We start from the raw sequence: 21264 nt of genomic DNA, 5'->3' as shown, positions 1-21264 counted from the left end.
GTGTTCAAGAAAAAGCAGTTTAAACAAAAAACGATATGTTATTAGCGAACAAACAAGTGGCAATCATTGGTGGCGGTCCCGGCGGCTTAACCCTTGCCAGACTTTTGCAACAACAAGGTGTAAATGTCAAAGTGTACGAACGGGATGCAGATCAGTATGTCCGTCAGCAAGGCGCAACGCTTGACCTGCATTACGAATCAGGACTGAGAGCACTGGCGGAAGCGGGGCTGATGGAGGAGTTTAGGGAAAATTTCCGACCTGGTGCCGAGCGAGTTGCCATCACAGACAACAATGCGGTTGTGCATTACACCGAGCACGACAATGCACCGATTGAGGATTTGGACAACATTCATGCGCGTCCGGAAATTGACCGCGGCCCGCTGCGCGACTTGCTCATCGCTTCACTCAATGACAAGACGGTTGTTTGGGATTCAAAATTTACCGAACTGAAAGCAAATGGTGAAGGCTGGGATTTGTGTTTTGCAAACGGAACTACGGCTTATGCAGATCTGGTGATTGCATCGGACGGGGCAAACACGAAAGTCAGGAAATACATTACAGACATTGAACGCATTTATTCGGGGGTGACCATTGTTGAGGGAAATGTTTACAATGCGGCGGTGAATGCTCCTGACATGTGGCAACTTACACATGGTGGAAAGATTTTTGCACATTGGAAGGGCAAAACAATTGTGTTGAGTGCCAAAGGCGAAGGTTCGCTTTCATTTTACACGATCACAGAGGAAGCCGACGATTTTGTCAAAAAGTCCGGCATTGATTTTACAGACAGAAAGCAAGTTTTAGCCTGGTTTAAAGAGCGCTTTTCCGACTGGAGTGATGATTGGTACGAAATATTTTCGAGTGACGAATCTTATTTTGTTGCACGTCCGCAATATCATTTTCCGCTCGATCAATCTTGGAAATCACTTCCAAATTTGACGATGATCGGCGATGCAGCACATCAAACGCCGCCTTCGGGGGATGGTGTAAATCAGGCAATGCTCGACGCAGTGGAATTGTATGAGGCCTTTTGCAAAGATCATTTCGACACCATACAAGAAGCAGTCACTGCATTTGAAAACAAGATGCTTGCCAGAGCCGTGATAGCAACGGAGGAAGCGTCGCAGCTGATGGAAGCAATGCTGTCTGAAAACAGTCTCCAATTTATGCTCGATTTCTTTAATGATTTAGAAATGCGGTGATTAAGGCAGCTTGCTGGTTGTCCCCATTCATGCAATCTATTTTAATGTGAGCGCGGCTTTTTGGGGGGCAGTTTGTTTTCTGAACATTTGACTTACTGCAGGGTAAATTTTTCGCTCAACAACATAGGAGAAAATGAGGCAGACCAGCGTATAAACGATCAGCTGTAACGGCCGGTTTGGAAGAACATTGGCCAGATAATTGGCATTGGAAATCAAAAAGAAATGTGAAATGTAAATGCCGAAAGAAATGGGTGCAATGTGTTTAAATACACCGAATATTGGATAAAATCCTATCCATTTCCACGCACGCCAGAGTAATGCAGCAGGAATTATAAGGAAGGCAAAAGCAAAATGTCTGAGCTCTAATATTGGACTTACGCCGGGGCCGCTGTCGTGCAGCAATGCGCTCATTTTGTCCGCATTGAAATAGGCATTGAGCCCAAGAATGATTGTTATTGCAGTAATGCTTGACAAAGGAATAGCGAGCGTTTTCAATGTAATTGCTTCGTTTCGGACGTACAACAATGCAATGTCGGCACCTGCCCACCAAATGGTTAAATACATCATTACCCTGCCTGCAAAGGTGGGGTAAAAAAAGTATGATATAGCAGCTATAATGCTGATTGCGTGTGCATAACGCCCCGAACGACTCCCAAAGCGAGAGTATAAGGCGAAGAAAATAAAGTAAAACCACCATTCATAGGACAGGGACCATAAAGGTGAATTTCCTAAAAATGGCGCAACGAGCGTGCCTGGCTTCACCTGGCTATAATCCTGCAACATCAATATATTTCCTGCCAACTCGGCCCAGCTTACCTGAGCCAACCCTTCTGAAAAATAAACTAGCAAATAATTGGTAAAAAAAACAAGAAGCAGCGGGACGTAAATTCTCAGAAATCGGCGCAAAAAGAAGGATTGAAAAGATTTGTTTTCTGATTTGACAAAAGAATATTGAATAACAATTCCACTTAGAATAAAAAACAGGATCACTGCCTCCTGACCGAACCTGAAAAGATAGGAAAAGTTAATGTTTGCGATCATCAACGAATTTTTGACAGTATGTCCGATGGCGACATAAACGGCCGCAAATCCCCGGATCATTTCCAACTTGATCAGCTTATCAGAATGGCTCTTCATTTCAATGTTCATTTATGACGCTCACTTTCAATTTAAGATAAATTATTGCACCGGATCGGATCGTAAAGACGATCTTATTTAACGGGGAATTTAGTAGTAGCACATAGGAGCGAATTGCGTAATAAGCCTAATAAATGTAGAATTAATTAATATATTTTTTCGATACCTAGTTTGTGGTCTGCTCATTTCGTTATATTTGATAGTTGACCACTATCCTTACTCATCTACTCTCTTACTTCGTTTCAAATGATTCACTTGAATTTTGCCGATTATGCTTGTTACCGAGCATTTAAGGTGCTTCGCCTTATTTTTTCATCGCCACCCGTTCTTCAGCTCGTTGCTGTTCCTGTTTCAATCTTTCCAAAAGGGGAGTTAATCAAGCCGAAGTGGATTTGAGCTATAAGAGAGGACATGTGCGTTCTCTCGATGGAATAAGAGGTGTGGCTATTCTGCTGGTGATGGGATTTCATTGCCTTGAATACTCGAAGGTTACCCTCGTTAAATCCATCTCCGCAATCGGATGGGTAGGAGTTGATCTGTTTTTTGTGTTGTCAGGCTTTTTAATCACAGGCATTCTGCTCGACACGAAAAAGCGCGACAATTACTTTACTGCGTTTATGGCGAAACGAGCATTACGGATTTTTCCGCTTTACTATTTGTGCCTGCTGGCGGTTTTTCTGGCTATCAGCATTCCAAGTGTGGTTTCCTTCAATCCGATATTCGACAAACGTCATTTCGAGAGTGTTGGTTATTATCTGACATTTACACAAAACCTGTATTTTTCGTACACGGGCTGGGGCGTGACTGACATTCTCAACCATTTTTGGTCTCTTGCCGTAGAAGAGCAGTTCTATTTATTCTGGCCGGTTGTAATTTACTATTTCAACAAATCTCAGGTTCTGCTCATTTGTGCCGGGCTTATTGCCACAAGCCTTATCGTTCGAAATCTACACGTTAACAGCGATTTCAGCTATGTATTCACATTCGCAAGAGTAGACGCACTTTCCATTGGCGCAATCACCGCAATTTTGGTTAGAGCGTATCAATCTGTGCTAAATAGAATAGCCGTTCCAATATTCCTGGCGAGCTTAGTGACATTGATTTTAATGTCAATTGATTCGGATAGTCTGCATTTTCGCAATGCTTACTTCGTCCGGGCTGGGTATACAATATTTGCGCTGATGTTCGGCGCCATTGTAACTTTTGTATTTGATCAGGGGAAGATAGGAAGTTTTACCAATCGCGTTTTATCGCTTAGTTTCCTTACTTTTTTTGGTAAATATTCCTACGGTTTATATGTGTATCATTGGCTACTTTACAAAGGGATTTATTTGCTTTTGAAGGCTAGATATGGCTTTTCGGAGCTCTGGATCATTCCGTTTTTTATGATCGTAGTGCTTGTCAGCGTAATCAGTTTCCATACGTTCGAAGCGTTTTTCTTGCGCTTCAAGTCCCGGCTCGAACCTTTGCCTAAACCTGTATTAGTAAGTCCGACGATGATGTAAATATTTGTCAAACCGACCCGCAAGGGAAACCTGCATAGCATTATTTACCAAACCGGACAGGGTTTCTATGGAAAGACCTAATTTTTGATGGCATTGCACATACTCGTCTGTCAGTGTTGTCGAGAAAAGTGCTGGGTCATCACTGTTTAAGGTGACCAAAAGACCTTGTTCTATGAGCTGAGGTAACGGATGTTTTTCAAAACTTTCTACAACTTTGAGACAAACATTGCTGGTTGGGCAAACTTCGAGGGGAATCTGATGCTCAATAAGATAGCGAACAAGTGCCGGGTCTTCGAGACAGCGAACGCCATGGCCAATGCGGAGGCTGTGTCCCGTTTCCAATGCTTCCCAAATACTGGCTGCCCCTTCGGTTTCACCAGCGTGTAAAATACAGGTGAGATTGGCCGAATGCGCCAGCTCAAAGCTGTCGCGGTAAACTTCCACCGGATTACCAACCTCATATCCACCAAGTCCTAATGCAGCCACTCCATAGCGCTCGGCTTCTACAACGTGTTTGGTCATCGTTAAAGCTTCTTCCGGCGTTGCAAAACCGCGTGGTATATCCACAATGACCAGGCTCGTAACACCGAAGTCGAGCTCAGCCCGTGAGCATCCCTGATGGACAGCTGCAAAGAGTTCGGGGTAGGGAATTTGTCTGTTTTTATGATGAATCCATGCCGTAAATGTGAATTCGGTGTGCACAATATTTTGCTGCGCTTGCCCCTGCAAGAATTCGTAGGTCAGCAGTTCAATGTCTTCGGGCGTCTGTATGCACTCGCAGATGGTCATGTATGATTTGGCAAAATGCGGAAAATCTTTAAACCTAAACCATTCCATTAATTGCATTTCCGTCCACTTGCCTATTGGGTGATTGTACTTGCGCGCCAGTTTTAACAAAGTTGCCGGTGGAAGCGCGCCCTCCAAATGCACGTGCAGCTCAACTTTCGGCATTTGTTGCAGATAGGCGATTTCGGGTGTAGCTTCTAATAATATAGTGTCTGAGATGCTCATGGCTGGATTGTATATTCAATGAGCGGTTGCTGCATACAAGGCAGGCAAAGCTATAACACTGCACCCCGGATTTCTGGCCGAAGCCGGTGCTTTTTTTAAAGCTGAGATCGGCGAAATTGAGGTTTCATTCGGTGCGAAAAGCCAAATGAAACCGCTGGCCTATCCCAATCCATTCCGGCAGGAAACGACCGTCGAGTTTACTATTCCAGTCGCGGCGCAGACTTCACTTGCGCTTACGGATGAGTATGGGAAAGTGCTCAGGGAGGAAACGAAACTTCGCGAAGCGGGTCGCCAGCAAATAATGATCAATGCGGAGAATCTGCCGGAAGGGATATATTATTATAAGATCAGGATCAACAACGAAATCAAGACCATTCGCCTGATGAAAACGAGATAATTTTGCACGCGCAATTAACTTTCCCGATGATGCAAGTAGATCATTCCCAAGAAGTTATTTCGGAGAGATTAACTTGACCTTTTCTTCATTACTTTCTTTCAAATAAAAAGCCACAAAGGTCAATTCCTCATTTTCTGATGCATTGTCAAAATGTAAGATCGTCGCATCTTTCGGTTCATAAAATGACTCACCTGCTTTGAGAATGACGGGCTCAGCACCCGCTATCTGAAAGCGGGCACTACCCGATTTAATGTAACCCACAACCGGGCAAGGGTGCAAATGTTCCGGTGCATGCTGGCCTGCGGGAAAAGTAATTTCCTGGATTTCTACCGTCTTGACTTTCTGCTCAATTAAAGCAGTTTGCAAGTCTTTTCTTGAAATTGTTTTCTGCTGTGCAAACGCAATTGACAAAACACAAAACAGAATTAATGTGAACGTAATTTTCATTGTTAAGCCTATTATGATTTGTTTAAATAAGTAAGTGAAAAGCTATTTGATTGGAGAGTTAAGATCTCTCATTACCGATTAATATAGTCATCGTCAACGTCCCAACCAGTCTTTAAACGCATTGACCCGCTCTCGGCTGACGAACACTTCTTTGTCCGAAGCCGGGGTCAAATGTAATTTCAGTTTCCCATTGAAGTGCGTGTGAATTGCGCCGACTGAATCGATGGATAGGATAAACTGGCGCGTTGCGCGGAAGAAAACCTTCGGATTGAGCATTGCTTCCAGTTCTTCTAACGTATAATCAACTACGTGTTTCATGCCTTCCCGCGTTAAGAATACAGTAAGTCCGTCCTCAGTGCAGAAATAGGCGATCCGCTCAACGTCAATGGGCAAGAGTCGCTGACCTTGTTTGACTAAAAATCGGGTGCGGTATTCCTGGGGCTGATTCTGACGTTGCAGTTCTCCCAGTAATTGACTCAAATTCATGGGAAATGCACCTTGACGGTTAAATCTTTCATATTTCGTTAAAGCCCTGGCCAAGTCGGCCGGTTTAATGGGTTTCAGCAAGTAATCCACGCTATTGACCTGAAATGCGCGAATGGCATATTCGTCATATGAAGTCGTGAAAATGACCGGACACGGCACATCCACCCGATTGAAAATCTCAAAACTTTGGCCGTCCGAAAGTTCAATGTCCATCAGAATCAAATCGGGCATTGCATGAGATTTGAGCCACTCGACGGATGATTCGATGCCGTCTGTTTGCCCGATGATTCGGATATGCGGGCCAATTTCTTCTAACAGTTTGGTGAGTTGCTGCACAGCCAGCACTTCGTCTTCAATCAATAGAACGTTCATGATGAATGCGGTCTTAGCGAACGAAAAGACGAATTGATTAAAATTCTGACAAATAGGAAAGGAACCGACCTACGAAATCGCAGAAAACATCGACAGAATCGCGAATCAGTGTGGCGAATTGTCTAACGTCCGATTAACAAGCCATGTTCGTACGATGGCTCAACGCATTTTATGCGGTTCGGGCCGGTCCGTAGGCGGCAGGTAAATCCCAAGGTTATTTTTCGGTGGTTGGAGATGGTTTTTCGCTGGTTAAGCCTCTTTCATACTGGCATTCAGCACGTAAGCTTTCAATTTTGAGCCGTTAAAAACAAAAAGAAAATTACCTGATGTTGAATGTTAACGCAAGAAACCAATGGCTTTTAAAAACAAATTCATACGCAACGAGCTAACCGGCCAATCCTATCGCTTTCTGCAAACGAGCGCGGACACGAATGGGCGACTGCTTGAAATTGAAACAACTTACGAGCCAAATGGCGCTGAACCGCCTGCCCATTATCATCCGCGCCAAGCCGAAGACTTTACCGTTTTGAGTGGAGAGCTGACCGTTCGTATCAATGCTGAGGTTAAGCTTTTCCGTAAAGGTGACCGGTTCCAGGTGCCTGCGGGCACTGTCCATTCAATGTGGAACGCATCCAAAAATGAAACGAAGGTTAATTGGAAAGTCGAACCTGCGCTGGACACGGAGTATCTTTTTGAAACGCTTACGGGACTAGCCAATGAAGGGAAGACCAAGTCAAATGGTGCACCGTCTTTATTGCAGGCCGTGCTGTTGGTGCATCGCTTTTCGGAGGTTTGGCGGCTCGCATCTCCGCCCTCCCTGGGCATAAGGCTCTTTTTTAAAATATTAAACCCCATTGCCCGCCTCGCCGGTTACCGAGCGACTTACGACAAATATTTGAATTAATTTAATCAAACATAACACCATGGAAATCCCAAAACACAATCCATTTGCCGATCAATGGCTCTCACCTTTCAAACCAGTCAGCATCGACCTCGAATTTAAAGAAGGGCCGGGCCGCTTACATGCATTTTCCACGGGTCAGATCGCCGTCAAAAAAAATTTCAGGCAAGCGATCGGTGGAAGCTTGCGTTCCAAATTAACTTTTATGTTCCAATCCGAATTCACCGACTTTCAGCCTATTTGGGTTTGGGTACTAGAGCATCCGGAAGGAGTTTTTGTGGTTGACACCGGAGAAAACGCAGCTGTCACAGAACCCGATTATTTCAGCGGAGAAAATGCGATGTCACGCTGGTTCTGCCAGACGCAATTCAGACTTGATGTGAAGCCGGCACAGGAAGTCGGGCCGCAGCTCCATACGTTAAGCATTGATCGTGAGCGGATTAAGGCAGTAATCCTCACCCATTTGCACTTCGACCACGTCGACGGACTGCGCTATTTTGAACACAACGATATATTTGTTAACCGACTGGAATGGGCGAAGCCAGCTTCTCCGCTGGAATCATTGTATCCGCGCTGGTTCAAGGACAAGGTTCATGTGTTTGAATATGAGCGGCAGGCTTCCGATCCATTTGAGGCGCACAAGCGTTTCACTAAATCGGGGGAAATCAAGGTTGTGCCGGCGCCCGGGCATACGCTGGGGCACAGCGCTGTGTTGCTTGAAACAAGGCATTTTCACGTTATACTTGGTGCTGATGCCACTCCCAATCAGGAATTTCTCGTGAAAAATATCATCGCGGGTATCAACCAGGATTTCCGGCAGTCGTATAAAACCATCGAACGCATTAAGCATTATTGCCGCAGGCAACCTACACTTTATCTGACAACGCACGACCAGCAAGGCTCTGAGCGGATGCGGACACTCGATTTCCTGCGTTTTTAAAAATTAAGGATTTTGATAAATTTGAATGACTCATGAGCTCCAACACTCGATTCTGATGAAGCGTCCCGACGACCTTTTGCTGCGTTTGGTTTTCATTCCGGCAGTAATCTTGCTTGCAAATCTGCTGTTTTTGGAAGAGGTTAACTACAACTGGACCAAATATTTGGCGTGGTCTGCCGTCGGCATTGGCTTTGCCCTTGGCATGTGGGAGGCAGCCATGCGCTGGATGCTGTATGTGCGCCTGAAATATGCGACGCTTGAACAGACGAGAAAGCGCATTATCATTTCGTTTCTGGGGTATTTTATAATTACGGCTATTTTGAACACTGTTTTTATCGGGTTTACCAATTGGCTGACGCATACGAATAGTGGCGTTGTGGGGATGGAAACCTACTTGAAGCGGGTTGGGGTTTGGCTTGTCGGGGTGGTTTTGATGGGGCTGATTTTTGAGCTCAAATATTATCTGAAAAAATACGGCGAGGCGATTCAAGAGGTTGAGGCAGCAAAAAATGCGGGCTTGCGCAGTCAGTATGACAGCCTTAAAAATCAGGTTAATCCGCATTTCTTGTTTAATAGTCTTAACTCACTGGTGTCGCTGATTGGTCAGGCGCCGCAACGAGCCGAAGTTTTTACCCGCGAACTCAGTTCGGTTTACCGCTATGTGCTGAATGCGAATGAACCTGATCTGGTTAGCTTGCATACTGAGCTGGCGTTCATCGAATCATATTATCATCTGCTCAGGACACGCTATGGAGAAGGATTGTTGCTGACGCTATCAATAGAAGAGGGTCTGAGTAACTATCAGCTGCCGCCGCTCACCTTGCAGTTGCTAATTGAAAATGCCGTAAAGCACAATGTCGTGTCCGCAAGCAAGCCACTCCACATTCGTGTAATGGCCCAAAACCGACCTGAGCAGCGGGCACAACTGACCATTTGCAATAATGTGCAACGCAAACAGACGAGGGTGCTGAACAATGGTCTGGGACTGGTCAATATCCTGTCCAAATATCGGCTCCTTGGGCAGGAAGATCCAGGCATTGAAGAAATTGGTGGGCACTTTGCCGTCACCCTGCCGCTGATTGAGCCGCGGTCGTTAAACAATGGTTTCGAAACGACCGGCTTGGAATGAATGCAACCGCGCAAAAACCATTGATACTTAACCGGTTTCTCACTTATATTTGCTGATATGTGGGAGCCGCTGATCCGTAACCTGAGCAAATATGTGCCGCTCACTTCCGATGAAGTGAAGGTTGTTGAGTCCCTGTTTACTTTTAAAAAATACCGGAAAAGGCAATACATTCTGCAAGAAGGCGATGTAACCCGCTATGAGACCTTCATTCTTAAAGGTGTTACGCGAACATATCAGGTCGACGACAAGGGTCAGGAGCACATTGTGCAATTTGGCTTGGAAGACTGGTGGATAGGGGACCTTTTCAGTTTTCTGACCGAAACGCCTACGACGTATAATATAGACTGTTTGGAAGAAACGGAGGTGGTTCAGATCACAAAAGCCGACCTCGAAACGCTTTATGAAAAAGTCCCGAAGATGGAGCGGCACTTTCGGCTGATCATTCAAAATGCATTCATTGCTTCCACGAGGCGGCTGTCGTCCAATTTATCCAAAAGTGCGCCGGAACGTTACGAAGATTTTATCAAAAAATATCCGCAGATCGATCAGCGGGTTGCCAATCACCAAATTGCTTCTTATCTGGGCATTACGCCCCAGACATTGAGCCGCATCCGTTCCCAGGCTGCGGAAAGACAATGAAGATTTTCTTGTAAAATATGAATCTAGGTTCATGAAATTTCTTGCTTCAGGCGATTGGCCGGGCAAGCGCTGACCAGCAAAATTTGCATAAAAGTTAGCCATGAAAACAGTTATCATTTCAATCGCTTACCCAGCTGATGGGAGCGCCATTCACAAACAAATTTTTAACAATTATTAAACATTAAAGCCATGTTATTTAAGTCATCAAGTGCCAATTCTGATTATGGATCGCTTTTTCTGAGATTGATTCTCGCGACAGTTCTTTTTCCGCACGGTGCACAAAAGTTGCTCGGTTGGTTCAACGGCTTCGGGTTTGAAGGGACCATGCAATATTTTACGGGCCAGGTCGGTTTGCCCTGGATCATCGGCTTCACGGTTATTATCATTGAATTTTTTGGCCCGCTGGCGCTGGTGCTGGGTTTAGGAGTGAGGATCTGGGCGGCCGGAATTACTGCGGTCATGACCGGGATCATCGTTACGACGTTTCATGACTATTTTTTCATGGATTGGTTTGGTTCTCAAAAGCTTGAAGGAATGGAGTTTTTCCTGCTGGCGATCGGCATTGCAGTATCGCTGGTCTTCACGGGCGGCGGACGTTATTCACTGGGCCACTTGTTGTTCCGTAAGCGACAGCCTGCATTATGAAAACGCATTTGCTTGTACTCTTGCAGCTAGTGATTTTTTTGATCCTTCGGCAGGCCGACAACGTTGGTTTCGAAATGGAAAATGCATTTCTTGAACGGTCATTCCCGAACATTGAATTTCATTTTGTCGACGATTCCGAGCATTCTGTCGACGGCCAGAACAAAAAGCCAATGAGCGGCATTATGCTCACAAGAGATCCAATTATCATAACAAAATGGCAAATTTGAAATCAATACGCAGCGATTGGTTCGCTGATGAACAGCTTATCGTTACGCAAATCAGCGGCGACATAGACAGGGAGGATGTTATCCGCTGGGAACAAACATTGCAAAATGCGCTGGATCAGGTGCCTGATTCGGGGGCATTTAAAATTTTCATAAATCTGCATGGTTTCAAAGCAGTTGACCTCGATGCGCACAAACAGTTTCGCAACATTATTCCGCTCACGCTCGCCAATTACGGCTGGAAGGTCGGCTATGTGGCCATGTTCCCCGAAGATGCTGACAAAATGTTGATCACGAAAAAGCGGAATGTGCAATGCGTTGCAGCGGCGCATTGCCATCAGGATGCATCCAAAATCGAGAAATACGAATCATTATACAGCAGCAATAACGAGCATTTTTTTACCAATGTCGAGGCCGCAAATGAATGGATACGGAAGTGGGGAATGCCCTTAAACTTTGTCCACTGAATGTTGCGTTACCATTGCTGAATCACAACTCCCAGCTGCGTGTCCATGACAGCAAATTCCTGGGCTCCCCAGGGACGTAAAGTGACTTTGTTAAGATTGGGATGCAGGAATTCAGGGTGGCTTGCAGCAATTTTATTGTATACAGATTGGATATCATCTGTTACGAGCCGAAATTCAGGATGATGCTCCTCTGCATATTTCCTGTCCTGAAATAAGTTAATGCGTAAACCATCTTTTTCAATCACGCAAAATGGCTTGTGCGTTTTCAATTCGTTATGCGTAATTGTAAATTCAAGACAGTCCAACCAAAATTTGAGGGCATCGTTGATATCGGCGTAAAATACGTTGGGGACAAGTTTGCTGAATTTCATATTGGTAAGGTCGTTTGCTGCCAGGAATTGTTACTGTGCAGTGAAACATCAGGACTATTACTTATTAAAGAATTCTCCAAAATGCCATAAAATGCCGGAAGGGTCGTGGACAAAGCATTCACGGCCCCAATGCTCAACTCGAATGGGCGTGAGCCGCACATCTTTGTATTTGGCCGGAAGATTGAGCGACACGAGTTCATCCCAAGTGTTTTGTACATTTTCTACTTCCATAAAGATCATTGTGTTGTCGATCCAATCCTGGACAAACGCATCTTGCAGGTAAAAACCAATGTTCTCTGTTCTGAAAAGGGACATGTCAGATGAGATTACGACTTCTTCAAAGCCCAAATCGCGATAGAAATTTCGGGATAATTCAAAATCCCGGCAACCAATAAATGGCCGGATAGATCGTGATGATTGTTTCATATTCCTGAGTTTTAAATCAAAAATATAGCTTTGGCCTGATTTGACCTATTGATTCAAATCAAGAAATGTCCGCTTTCGAGATCGATCTCCTGACCCTGCTAAGCGTTTCGGGAGTCAGCTTGAGATAGGATGCGATCATTTTTAAAGGAAATGCCTGTATCAGCCCTGGCCGGTTATTGAGAAGGAACACATATTTTTCGGCAGGAGTCATTGACTGATCAAAGAACTTCATTCTTTCCATTGCGCCTTCCAAAACCCTGTTCAGCTGCAAAAAAGCAATAGACCGTCCAGTTAAGTAATGAACGGTTTCAAGACTGAGTTCAAGGACGCGGCTGTCGGTGAAAGTTTGGATGTAAGTTTCAGAAGGGCGTTGAGAAATCAGGCTTTGATAATTGAAAAACCATTCATTTTGAATGCGCAAATCAATGATGTTTCGATCCAGCTCAGTTACACATTCATAGTGGCAAATGGATCCACTCAGCAAATAATTTAGGGATTTAGCAACCTGGCCTTTGGTTAGAATGAATTCATTTCGGGCAACCTGGCGCACGCTAGCCGCCTCTTCAAAGAGCCTTACCTCCTCATCCGTGTAGATGCCGGTTGCACGTAATATTTCTGAATACATAGGACCTAAGATTGTGAGGTGAAAGTACGACAATCATAGCGTTTCGTTTATGTTTACGTTTTCATTTTAGGTTTGTTACTAATATTCAAATTTTTGGATCAGCCGAGTTTTTTGCCATTCCTTCTTTATTTGAGCCTAAGGGCCTGGTAGTTAGTAAAGTTGTCCGGCTTTGCGGGTTTGTATATTGAATTGAGGATAATTTCTCCTACGTGGGGCCTGAAATGACTATCTTCATAAAAATTGGTCTTTGGTTCAGACAGCGGATTTTTCCCTGAGAAATCGTAAAGATTTTTCCCAAAAATACTTTTTAATATAGACAAATCCCCTGGGTTAAATTTTACCTGTTCATATAGCGGGCTTAACACAATTTTGTAGCGTGTTTGGTTTTTATCCAGAATCCGTTTAATCTCATGAAGAAGGTATAAATGTTTTGAAGTAATTCTTTGCACGGTATCGATTTTGTATCCGGTTCTTTTATAAAATACTGTTTCCAGATTACGGTAATACTTATTTGGATTCGCCATGATTTCCCGATCATTGCTTTCCAAAGTATATCCATTCGTTATCGGGTCTATGCGGATCATTTTTGTTTCGATGTAGCCGGACATGTACGACTCATATTTGTTGGTTGCTATGAATGTGTAAAAACTTCTGATAAACTTTAAATCCAAATAAGACCGTAGGAAAATCAAATGAAACCTAAGTGCACTTTCGCCAGTTACAATCGGATGTTTAACAAATAGGAATCCCTTGTGATTTGATGTGTAGTCGAATGATGCATCTCTGCATAACAATATCAAAGAATTATCCAGTTTGACATGCAGCGAATCGAGATATTTCAACTTCGTATATATTCCGTAAATGGATTCCCGCGAAGCGTCAAACATAAATGGATTGTCGTTTTTATTTAAAAATTTCTGCCATGATTCAGGCTTAAATGCCAATGTCCTGGAACTGCCGAAAATAAACGAGTTGTACTTTTGCTTTTTGTAGTTTGTGCTAAATGTGTGTGTAGAAACGTTATCCCGGTTGAACGCAACGATTGGATAAGAATAATTGCCATAGTTTCTTAAAACCTTGAATGGGTCAAAGTATAGATAGCCGGCTCCCAATAAAACAATTGCCGGAATGGCCCCCGACAATAAAAAGGTGATCAATTTAACTAGAAATTGTTTCATATTTAAAACTGGAAGTATATAAACTGTTGTTTGGAGCCGGTAAAATAGAGTACACTTAGAATGATTAAATGGTATGTTGCCCAGCGGGCAAATCTCGGCCATTTTGTACCCAGATTGGCAATGGGATGCTCTTGTTCACGGCCATACCATTCTATGCTCATAAATATTACTAAAAGGAGAAGGAGATTGTTGGCGTGTATATCTGGTTTGGAAAAAAATGACCCGGTAAAAATACCATTCACATATTTAATAGCGTGTGTAAGATTCTCCGCCCTGAAAAATATCCAGGCAAAAGCAATTAACATAAAGGTCAATCCAATACTTAAAAATTCCTTTATAGATGGAAGAAGTCTTCCCTTGGCTACGATCTCCAGATTGTGTCTATTCGTGCCAAGCACAATGGAAGGCATTATGTATAAGGCATTTAACAGGCCCCAAACTATGAATGTCCAATTTGCTCCATGCCACAAGCCACTTACGAGGAAAATAATAAATGTATTTCTCACCTTCATCCAGGTGCCACCTTTGCTGCCTCCAAGAGGAATGTATAGATAATCCCGGAACCAGCTTGAAAGGGATATATGCCACCTGCGCCAAAACTCTGCTATATCTCGCGAGAAGTACGGGTTAGCGAAATTTCTAAGCAATTTTATTCCAAATAGCTTTGCAGTTCCTAATGCAATATCGGAATAGCCCGAGAAATCTCCATAGATCTGAAATGTGAAAAACAAAGCACCCATTGCTAAGGTGCTGCCGGATGCACCTGCTGAATTATTAAAGATTTGATTCGCGTATTCCGCACATTGATCGGCAATGACTACTTTCTTAAACAATCCCCATAATATCTGCTTGAGACCATCAATCGCCTCTGAATAAGCGAACATCCTGGCCCTCTGAATTTGTGGTAATAGGTGGGTGGCACGCTCGATCGGTCCGGCTACAAGCAATGGAAAAAAGCTTACAAATAGCGCATAATCGATAAAATTCCTTTCAGCCGGAATGCGTTTTTTATAGATGTCAATCACGTACGATAGTCCGTGAAAGGTATAAAAAGATATTCCTACCGGAAGAATGATATTTAATGTCAAAGGATTTATTTTGAAACCCAATCCGGAATTAAGCTCCGTAAATGACGTGATAAAGAAGTTGTAATATTTGAATAGCCCGAGAAATCCAACATTAACAGATATGCTTAACCAGAACCAAAAGTCCCTCCGTGCAGCATTTTTGGCTTCCGACATTTTGATGCCAGTATAATAATCCAGTAGCGTAGAGAATATTAAAAGAAATAAAAAGCGCCAGTCCCAGCATGCATAAAAGAAATAGCTAGATATTAATAATAGCTTATTCTGTAATTTATAACTTCTACCGGCTACAAACCAATATAGAAGAAAGACGATCGGCAAGAATATTGCAAAGCTGGTAGAGTTAAAAAGCATCTTACTTATATGTTTTTTTTTGTTCGAATCGCGGCGACCGCCTGCAATTGACGTTGTACCGACCGCAAACTTTTAGGCGTAAAAACCATTATGGTATACGTCGAGGTTTACTGTCGCGAAATGTCTGCTTGTAGTTGTAATTTAGGTTAGCATAAAAATGCATAGACCATAGCCAAAAGAAAATAAATTGATTGCGAAAGGGACAAATGGGCGATTTGAACGGGCAATTCCGGGTGAATATCGATTCACCGCTTGTCTCCTTCCCGACGGGAAATAAGAATGAACTTACTCAATCTTCAAACTTTTAACAGGGTTCATTAGCGCAGCTTTGACGCTCTGAAAACTGATCGTTGCGAATGCTATCAGCGCGGAGAGGGCGGCTGCAAATGCAAAAACCCACCATTTGATATCCGTCTGGTAAGCAAAGTTTCTTAGCCAGAGATTCATTCCATACCAGGCAAGCGGAGAAGCTATGATAAACGCAAGAGCCACCACAGGTATAATAAACAAAAAACTATAGGCTGTCGACCGCAGAAACGTCATTCCTCGTTTCAGCGAAGAGAACATAAAGGCCAATCTGGTTTTAGTAGATGCACTTTCTGAGATTGCTCAACAAAAAGAGATTACGACCTCACAATTAGCACTAGCCTGGATATTAGCTCAAAAGCCTTGGATAGCACCGATACCAGGGACTACAAAATTACATCGTTTGGAGGAAAATATTGGCAGTACAAATATTGTGTTAACTACCGATGAAATTGCAAAAATCAACACAACAGTCAATGGAATAACACTTGTGGGTGACCGCTATCCCGAAGTTTTAGAAAAACAAATAGATAGATCATAAAGCTAAACCAAGTATGAGCAAGATTTCCTTCAAGCCTATATTCACAGGACATATAAAATACGGACAGGGCTATTACGACTTTGAAGAAGGCGGATTGGCATTTTTGAAGCCGAAACAAATTGTTTTTCCACCGGAAGACCTAGAAAGCTATGAAGGGACTGCCTTGTATTTTCATCCGGACTTTATCCGAAATTATTCATTGGGAAAAACAATCAATCAATATGGATTTTTCTCTTATGATGTTTCGGAAGCCTTATTTTTATCGTCAAAAGAAAAAGATGTTATAGCTAATTTATTTGCCACAATAGCCATTGAATTAGAAAACAATATTGACCATTTTAGTCAGGACGTTTTGGTGTCGCAAATAGAATTATTGTTGAATTACAGCAATCGTTTTTACAATAGGCAATTTATTACGAGGAAAGCAGTTAATCACGACATCATCACTTCTTTGGACAAACTTTTAAACAACTATTTTGAGGAAGAAAACAGTTTGAAAGACGGATTGCCGTCCGTAAAATATATTAGCACGGAATTAAAGCTATCGCAACGCTATTTGAGTGATATGTTGAGTTCATTGACAGGACTTAACACACAACAATATATTCAGAACGTAATTATAGAAAAAGCAAAGGAAAAATTATCAACGACCAATCTTTCCGTTTCGGAAATTGCTTATGAATTGGGCTTTGAACATTCACAATCGTTTAGCAAACTTTTCAAGACAAAGACCAACTTTTCACCTTTGGAATTCAGAAATTCTTTTAATTAAAAGACGGCAGAAAACGGACTATTGAGAGCCACTTACCGTTAACTTGGGTTTGGTGTCAGGTCATTGAATACATCTCTGGAGAAGCTGGTTTAGCTTAGCATAGCCTGGTTTTCGACACAGGTTGAAAGCAATTTATTAGGTTACTTTCCCACTGCATTTGTAAATATGATAAAGGTATTAAATGAACAAAGCCCCAATGGGGCTTTGAAATGCTAATTAAGCTAGTTTCGGACGATTCCGTAATTGATCGATAAAGTAATGCTGCTTGAAACTAACACCACTTTTGAAAGGGTAGTTATTTGTGCTTCTCTGTTTACTCATCGATTATTTTAGGAGATCATCTTCTCTACAAGGTGGAGATCGCATTCAATATCCTTCATCATTTCCTGGATTTCTCCATGCTCTGGTAAAAGCCTAAGAATTTCCCGTTGGTTGATTTCATCAAAACATTACTACACCACAACCATCCTTGGGGAAGCCCGGCCGTAACCGTCGCACTCGAACTGCTGACACTCATACTAAGCTATTATTTGAACAATTATGCTTCGGGAGTACGTATATAGGTAAAAGTGATGCAGGTCAACTTATATTACAAACAATGACCAGAACATTATCCCAGGACAGATATCAAAAAATAGCATTTTAAACAAGCGGCTACCTGAGAGACCTAACTGTTGCTAAAGATTTTACATTTTATTGCCTACCCACGGTAAGGTTTACCTAAGGATTATTTAAATACATTAAAAGTCTTCAATATCAACAATATACGTTTGGGTAATGTCATAATGAAAGTGGTTCTTTGTCAGATCTCTCAAATTCCACTTTTAGTACTACATGATTAAACGTTTATTTTCTTCAAAAGTAAAGTCTTCTCTATTTGCTTCTTCGCTTCGGGTATCGACTTTTTTAATTTTATTTTTATTCCTGTTTAGCGTATCGAATGCTGTTTTTGCTCAGGGAAATATCTGGTATGTGACCGAATTCGGAGGTTTTCCTCAAGATGATGGCTTTTCCTGGGAGGGCGCCAGTAGCGATTTGCAGGGTATTATTTACAACAGCTCGCCCGGCGACCAGATCTGGGTTGCGGGCGGAAACTACCCAATCTCCCAGTTCGCGCAAGGGTTAGAATTAAAAGAAGGTGTAAAAATCTATGGCGGCTTTGCAGGAACGGAGACAGCCCTGAGTGAACGGAATCTCAATTCAGGTGAAAACCCAAGTGTTATAACTGGTGGGGGAACGCACGACTACACCATTTATAATTACAAGGCTAATGCAGCAAGCGGACTGACAACATCCACTGTCCTGGATGGATTTAGCATAACCGGCGGCAGAAAAGCCGGTATCATTAATTTCCAGTCTTCGGCAAGCTTTACCAATCTGGTCGTCGTTTCAAATGGTGGTTCCGAAGGCGAAGGTGGTATTGTGAACACGAACAATTCCTCCGTATTCGTCAACGTGACAATTACAGGAAATACAGGTGATGCAGGTGTCAAAAATGATGGCGCTTCACCAACCTTCGTTAATTGTGCCATTGTCAATAACACAACAGAGTTTGGCGGTATTTTCAATTCAAACACTTCGCCCGCAATAATTAATTGCACGGTAGCAGGAACAAACCAGCCGGTCGGCATATACAATGAGCAGAATTCTTATCCAAAAATTTTCAACAGTATCATCAAGGCATCACAGCAAGGTGTAGACGACCGCTCCGGCACCAGTGATATCCAAAATAGCATCGTTGACCAGGCAGGCGCAGGCCAACCAGGATCAACACCTAATATCGATCCGCTTTTCACTGATCCCGAAAGAGGAGATTTTCGGTTGCAGCCCTGCAGCCCTGCGATCAATAGGGGAAATAACACTTACTATGCAGCTGGTCAAATGCCTGATATATCTGCTGTCACCCGGGATCTGGCCGGTCAGCCCCGTTTTTTTGCTGGAACCGTGGATCAGGGAGCTTTTGAGTATCAGTCTGAAAACAATAACAGTACAGCCGTGCCCGGCGTCTGGTTTGTACGCGCAGGCGGAACTGGTAGTGGAAAAGCCTGGGATTGTGCGTTTGGAGATTTGCAGAGCGCCATCAATAATGCTGCAAGCGGAGAGCAGGTTTGGGTTGCCGGGGGCACCTATCTTCCGCCTGCAAATGATTATTTCCGAATGAAAGGAGGCGTCAAAATCTATGGTGGCTTTGCTGGAACAGAAACAAGCCTCGCTGATCGGGATTTGTCTAATGCATCCAACAAAAGTATCCTTAACAATACCGGAACCTTTGTAGTCTATAATATCACGGAACTTAGGTCAACAGCTGTCCTTGACGGATTTACCGTATCGGGTGCTCAGATAGGTATCTACAATATTGGAAATTCTCCAATGCTCGTCAATCTGGTTATAACAGGTAATACCGCAGCTGGTGTAAGCAATGGTAATTCCTCACCAACCCTGATTAACTGCAGCATCGTAAAAAACATAGGCGATGGTTTCTATATGTCAGGTGTAAATAATTCGAGTTCTGCGAATTCGACGCTTATAAACTGCACAATTGCAGATAATTATTCGACCAATCGACAAGCTATTAGCACTGGGGTATACATTGGAAACAACGCTGGTTGCAGTATCCGTAACTGTATTGTCTACGGCAACAGAGGCGGAGTTGACGGTGAGGGAGGTAGCCCTGCTGTCATTGAAAACAGTATTATTGAGCCAAATCCAAATAATCAGCCGGGTGCACCACAAATTCCATCTGTTGACCCTCTTTTCGTAGACGCTGCCGCCGGTAACTATCGGTTGCAGCCTTGCAGCCCTGCCGTTAATACAGGCTTTAACTACTTTCAGAGCGGTCAGACCCCCAATCTCACCGCCATCATGACTGATCAAGATGGCAAACCAAGATTACGGGAACACATTGTAGATATGGGGGCTTACGAATTTGGTGGCGAGATGCGCCAGCTTGCAGCTGACCTTGACGAAGCTTCCGTGACGATTACCAAGGAGGCTGTACTTACGTCTTTTAATACAGACTGCCGGTTAGTAGCATACATATCCCCGAATGGCGCAGCGCCGGTATCCGGACCAGTCAGTGCCAAGGCGTGGGTAGCAAGCACGCAGTCGCCAGAGTTCGTGAAGCGACATTATCAAATTACGCCTGGTGAAAACACATCGAATGCAACTGCAAGGGTTACCTTATATTTCACTCAACAAGAGTTTACGGACTATAACCAGGTCAATGCAGTGAAGCTGCCTGAAAATTCAGCAGATGCAGAAAACTTTAAAGCCAACTTGCGCATTGAGAAACGGGCGGGTTTAAGTACAACAGGTTCCGGTCTGCCCAATTCTTATATTGGAAGCATCTCCACTTTTAAGCCTTCTGAGGCCAACGGAAAGGTAGAATGGAATGCTGACGGCCAGTATTGGGAAGTGACTTTTGACGTAACTGGTTTCAGTGGTTTTTTTGTAAAAACAAAAGATACTGCGCTGCCACTCAACCTGATCAGTTTTGCGGCAACCAAAGAAAGTGGAAGCAACTTGTTGCAATGGAATACGGCGAGCGAGGTCAATACGGATAATTTCGAGATTCAGCGCAGTAGCAATGCCAAAAGCTTTAAAACAATCGCAACTGTGCATGCAAACGGAAGTGGAAATCACCAATACAGCTACATTGATCAGTCCGGAGATAACCTCATGACTTATTACCGACTGAGAATGAATGATCTTGATAGCACTTACAGTTACAGCAAGATTATCTCAGTGGACGTCGGAGCAAACACTGCAGCTATTTATCCAAATCCTGCAAATTCCGAAGTGACTTTCCTGGCAAGTAATGCAATGCTCAAAACGAGCGCTACGCTCCACGATATTTCAGGCCGAAAATTGCAAACAATAATGATCAGCAGCAACAAACAAAGGCTCAATATCAGCTCGCTACCGGGCGGTGTGTACATATTGAAATTTGCAGACGGCACTGCTGAGACATTTGTTAAACAATGACGGATGGGTTAGTAATAAGGATACTTTGGTAAAGAAAGGCGGATGCCCTAAAATACGAACCGTTAAGAAATACTTGACGGTTCGCTTTTTAATAGATCATAGGCATCGAAACGACGACTT

23 protein-coding genes and 1 pseudogene are annotated in these 21264 nt (G+C 43.3%); 14 read left to right on the top strand and 10 right to left on the bottom strand.

The window, feature by feature from the left end; translation table 11 throughout:
* Positions 1-35: 35 nt before the first annotated feature.
* Positions 36-1202: an NAD(P)/FAD-dependent oxidoreductase gene (locus tag LZG73_RS01165; protein ID WP_233845662.1), complete on the top strand. Its 1167-nt coding sequence runs from the start codon at positions 36-38 to the stop codon at positions 1200-1202.
* Between the two features lie 36 nt (positions 1203-1238).
* Here LZG73_RS01165 and LZG73_RS01160 read toward each other — a convergent pair whose 3' ends face one another.
* Positions 1239-2339, bottom strand: coding sequence for an acyltransferase (locus tag LZG73_RS01160; protein WP_233845661.1), 1101 nt, complete (start codon positions 2337-2339; stop codon positions 1239-1241).
* Positions 2340-2731: 392 nt separating this feature from the next.
* Here LZG73_RS01160 and LZG73_RS01155 point away from each other — a divergent pair, with 392 nt between their 5' ends.
* On the top strand, positions 2732-3844 hold the full coding sequence (locus tag LZG73_RS01155) for an acyltransferase (RefSeq protein ID WP_233845660.1): 1113 nt from the start codon (positions 2732-2734) through the stop codon (positions 3842-3844).
* Here the strand turns inward: LZG73_RS01155 and add are convergent.
* Positions 3821-4855, bottom strand: coding sequence for an adenosine deaminase (gene add, locus LZG73_RS01150; RefSeq protein WP_233845659.1), 1035 nt, complete (start codon positions 4853-4855; stop codon positions 3821-3823). The two genes, LZG73_RS01155 and add, sit on opposite strands and share 24 nt — an antisense overlap.
* Before the next feature lie 40 nt (positions 4856-4895).
* Here add and LZG73_RS25610 point away from each other — a divergent pair.
* Positions 4896-4955: pseudogene (locus LZG73_RS25610) on the top strand (3-coathanger stack domain-containing protein); the annotation flags it as partial.
* A gap of 45 nt (positions 4956-5000) precedes the next feature.
* Positions 5001-5252 carry a T9SS type A sorting domain-containing protein gene (locus tag LZG73_RS01145; RefSeq protein WP_233845658.1) on the top strand — a complete coding sequence of 84 codons (252 nt, stop codon included), beginning with the start codon at positions 5001-5003 and terminating at the stop codon, positions 5250-5252.
* Positions 5253-5306: 54 nt separating this feature from the next.
* Here LZG73_RS01145 and LZG73_RS01140 read toward each other — a convergent pair whose 3' ends face one another.
* Positions 5307-5699, bottom strand: a complete 393-nt coding sequence (locus tag LZG73_RS01140; protein ID WP_233845657.1) for a cupin domain-containing protein — start codon at positions 5697-5699, stop codon at positions 5307-5309.
* Positions 5700-5792: 93 nt separating this feature from the next.
* Complete coding sequence (locus tag LZG73_RS01135) at positions 5793-6557, bottom strand: LytTR family DNA-binding domain-containing protein (protein WP_233845656.1); 765 nt, start codon at positions 6555-6557, stop codon at positions 5793-5795.
* 352 nt (positions 6558-6909) lie between these two features.
* On the opposite strand from LZG73_RS01135, the gene LZG73_RS01130 reads away from it, so the two are divergent.
* The 7 genes from LZG73_RS01130 to LZG73_RS01100 all read left to right on the top strand — a co-directional run bounded on the left by LZG73_RS01130 (position 6910) and on the right by LZG73_RS01100 (position 11502).
* Positions 6910-7461 (top strand): cupin domain-containing protein, encoded by a 552-nt coding sequence (locus LZG73_RS01130; protein ID WP_233845655.1) that lies wholly within the window; start codon positions 6910-6912, stop codon positions 7459-7461.
* 19 nt (positions 7462-7480) lie between these two features.
* Positions 7481-8398, top strand: coding sequence for an N-acyl homoserine lactonase family protein (locus LZG73_RS01125; RefSeq protein ID WP_233845654.1), 918 nt, complete (start codon positions 7481-7483; stop codon positions 8396-8398).
* Positions 8399-8453: 55 nt separating this feature from the next.
* Complete coding sequence (locus LZG73_RS01120; protein WP_233845653.1) at positions 8454-9527, top strand: sensor histidine kinase; 1074 nt, start codon at positions 8454-8456, stop codon at positions 9525-9527.
* Between the two features lie 57 nt (positions 9528-9584).
* Positions 9585-10166 (top strand): Crp/Fnr family transcriptional regulator, encoded by a 582-nt coding sequence (locus LZG73_RS01115; RefSeq protein WP_233845652.1) that lies wholly within the window; start codon positions 9585-9587, stop codon positions 10164-10166.
* A 189-nt stretch (positions 10167-10355) separates the two neighbouring features.
* A complete protein-coding gene (locus LZG73_RS01110; protein ID WP_233845651.1) occupies positions 10356-10811 on the top strand; it encodes a DoxX family protein in 456 nt (151 codons plus the stop codon).
* Positions 10808-11038 (top strand): hypothetical protein, encoded by a 231-nt coding sequence (locus LZG73_RS01105; protein ID WP_233845650.1) that lies wholly within the window; start codon positions 10808-10810, stop codon positions 11036-11038. The genes LZG73_RS01110 and LZG73_RS01105 overlap by 4 nt, the downstream gene beginning before the upstream one ends.
* A complete protein-coding gene (locus tag LZG73_RS01100; protein ID WP_233845649.1) occupies positions 11026-11502 on the top strand; it encodes a hypothetical protein in 477 nt (158 codons plus the stop codon). Before LZG73_RS01105 ends, LZG73_RS01100 begins: the two co-directional genes overlap by 13 nt.
* Before the next feature lie 8 nt (positions 11503-11510).
* Here the strand turns inward: LZG73_RS01100 and LZG73_RS01095 are convergent, their stop codons facing one another.
* The 6 genes from LZG73_RS01095 to LZG73_RS01070 all read right to left on the bottom strand — a co-directional run bounded on the left by LZG73_RS01095 (position 11511) and on the right by LZG73_RS01070 (position 16051).
* Positions 11511-11873, bottom strand: coding sequence for a hypothetical protein (locus LZG73_RS01095; RefSeq protein WP_233845648.1), 363 nt, complete (start codon positions 11871-11873; stop codon positions 11511-11513).
* A gap of 57 nt (positions 11874-11930) precedes the next feature.
* Complete coding sequence (locus tag LZG73_RS01090) at positions 11931-12299, bottom strand: glyoxalase (RefSeq protein ID WP_233845647.1); 369 nt, start codon at positions 12297-12299, stop codon at positions 11931-11933.
* A 58-nt stretch (positions 12300-12357) separates the two neighbouring features.
* Positions 12358-12924, bottom strand: a complete 567-nt coding sequence (locus tag LZG73_RS01085; RefSeq protein ID WP_233845646.1) for a Crp/Fnr family transcriptional regulator — start codon at positions 12922-12924, stop codon at positions 12358-12360.
* A 125-nt stretch (positions 12925-13049) separates the two neighbouring features.
* Entirely contained in the window at positions 13050-14102 is a 1053-nt protein-coding gene (locus LZG73_RS01080) for a hypothetical protein (protein ID WP_233845645.1), read from the bottom strand.
* Positions 14103-14104: 2 nt separating this feature from the next.
* Complete coding sequence (locus LZG73_RS01075) at positions 14105-15541, bottom strand: MBOAT family protein (RefSeq protein ID WP_233845644.1); 1437 nt, start codon at positions 15539-15541, stop codon at positions 14105-14107.
* Positions 15542-15826: 285 nt separating this feature from the next.
* On the bottom strand, positions 15827-16051 hold the full coding sequence (locus LZG73_RS01070; RefSeq protein ID WP_310588340.1) for a hypothetical protein: 225 nt from the start codon (positions 16049-16051) through the stop codon (positions 15827-15829).
* A 31-nt stretch (positions 16052-16082) separates the two neighbouring features.
* Here LZG73_RS01070 and LZG73_RS01065 point away from each other — a divergent pair, with 31 nt between their 5' ends.
* The 3 genes from LZG73_RS01065 to LZG73_RS01055 all read left to right on the top strand — a co-directional run bounded on the left by LZG73_RS01065 (position 16083) and on the right by LZG73_RS01055 (position 21144).
* Positions 16083-16388, top strand: a complete 306-nt coding sequence (locus LZG73_RS01065; RefSeq protein WP_310588364.1) for an aldo/keto reductase — start codon at positions 16083-16085, stop codon at positions 16386-16388.
* A 13-nt stretch (positions 16389-16401) separates the two neighbouring features.
* Positions 16402-17160 carry an AraC family transcriptional regulator gene (locus tag LZG73_RS01060; RefSeq protein WP_233845643.1) on the top strand — a complete coding sequence of 253 codons (759 nt, stop codon included), beginning with the start codon at positions 16402-16404 and terminating at the stop codon, positions 17158-17160.
* 834 nt (positions 17161-17994) lie between these two features.
* Positions 17995-21144, top strand: a complete 3150-nt coding sequence (locus LZG73_RS01055; protein ID WP_233845642.1) for a choice-of-anchor Q domain-containing protein — start codon at positions 17995-17997, stop codon at positions 21142-21144.
* Positions 21145-21264: the final 120 nt, after the last annotated feature.

It is taken from the genome of Dyadobacter sp. CY326 (assembly GCF_021390515.1).
Taxonomy (GTDB): Bacteria; Bacteroidota; Bacteroidia; order Cytophagales; family Spirosomataceae; genus Dyadobacter.
This window is presented reverse-complemented; position numbering and strand designations above follow the sequence as displayed.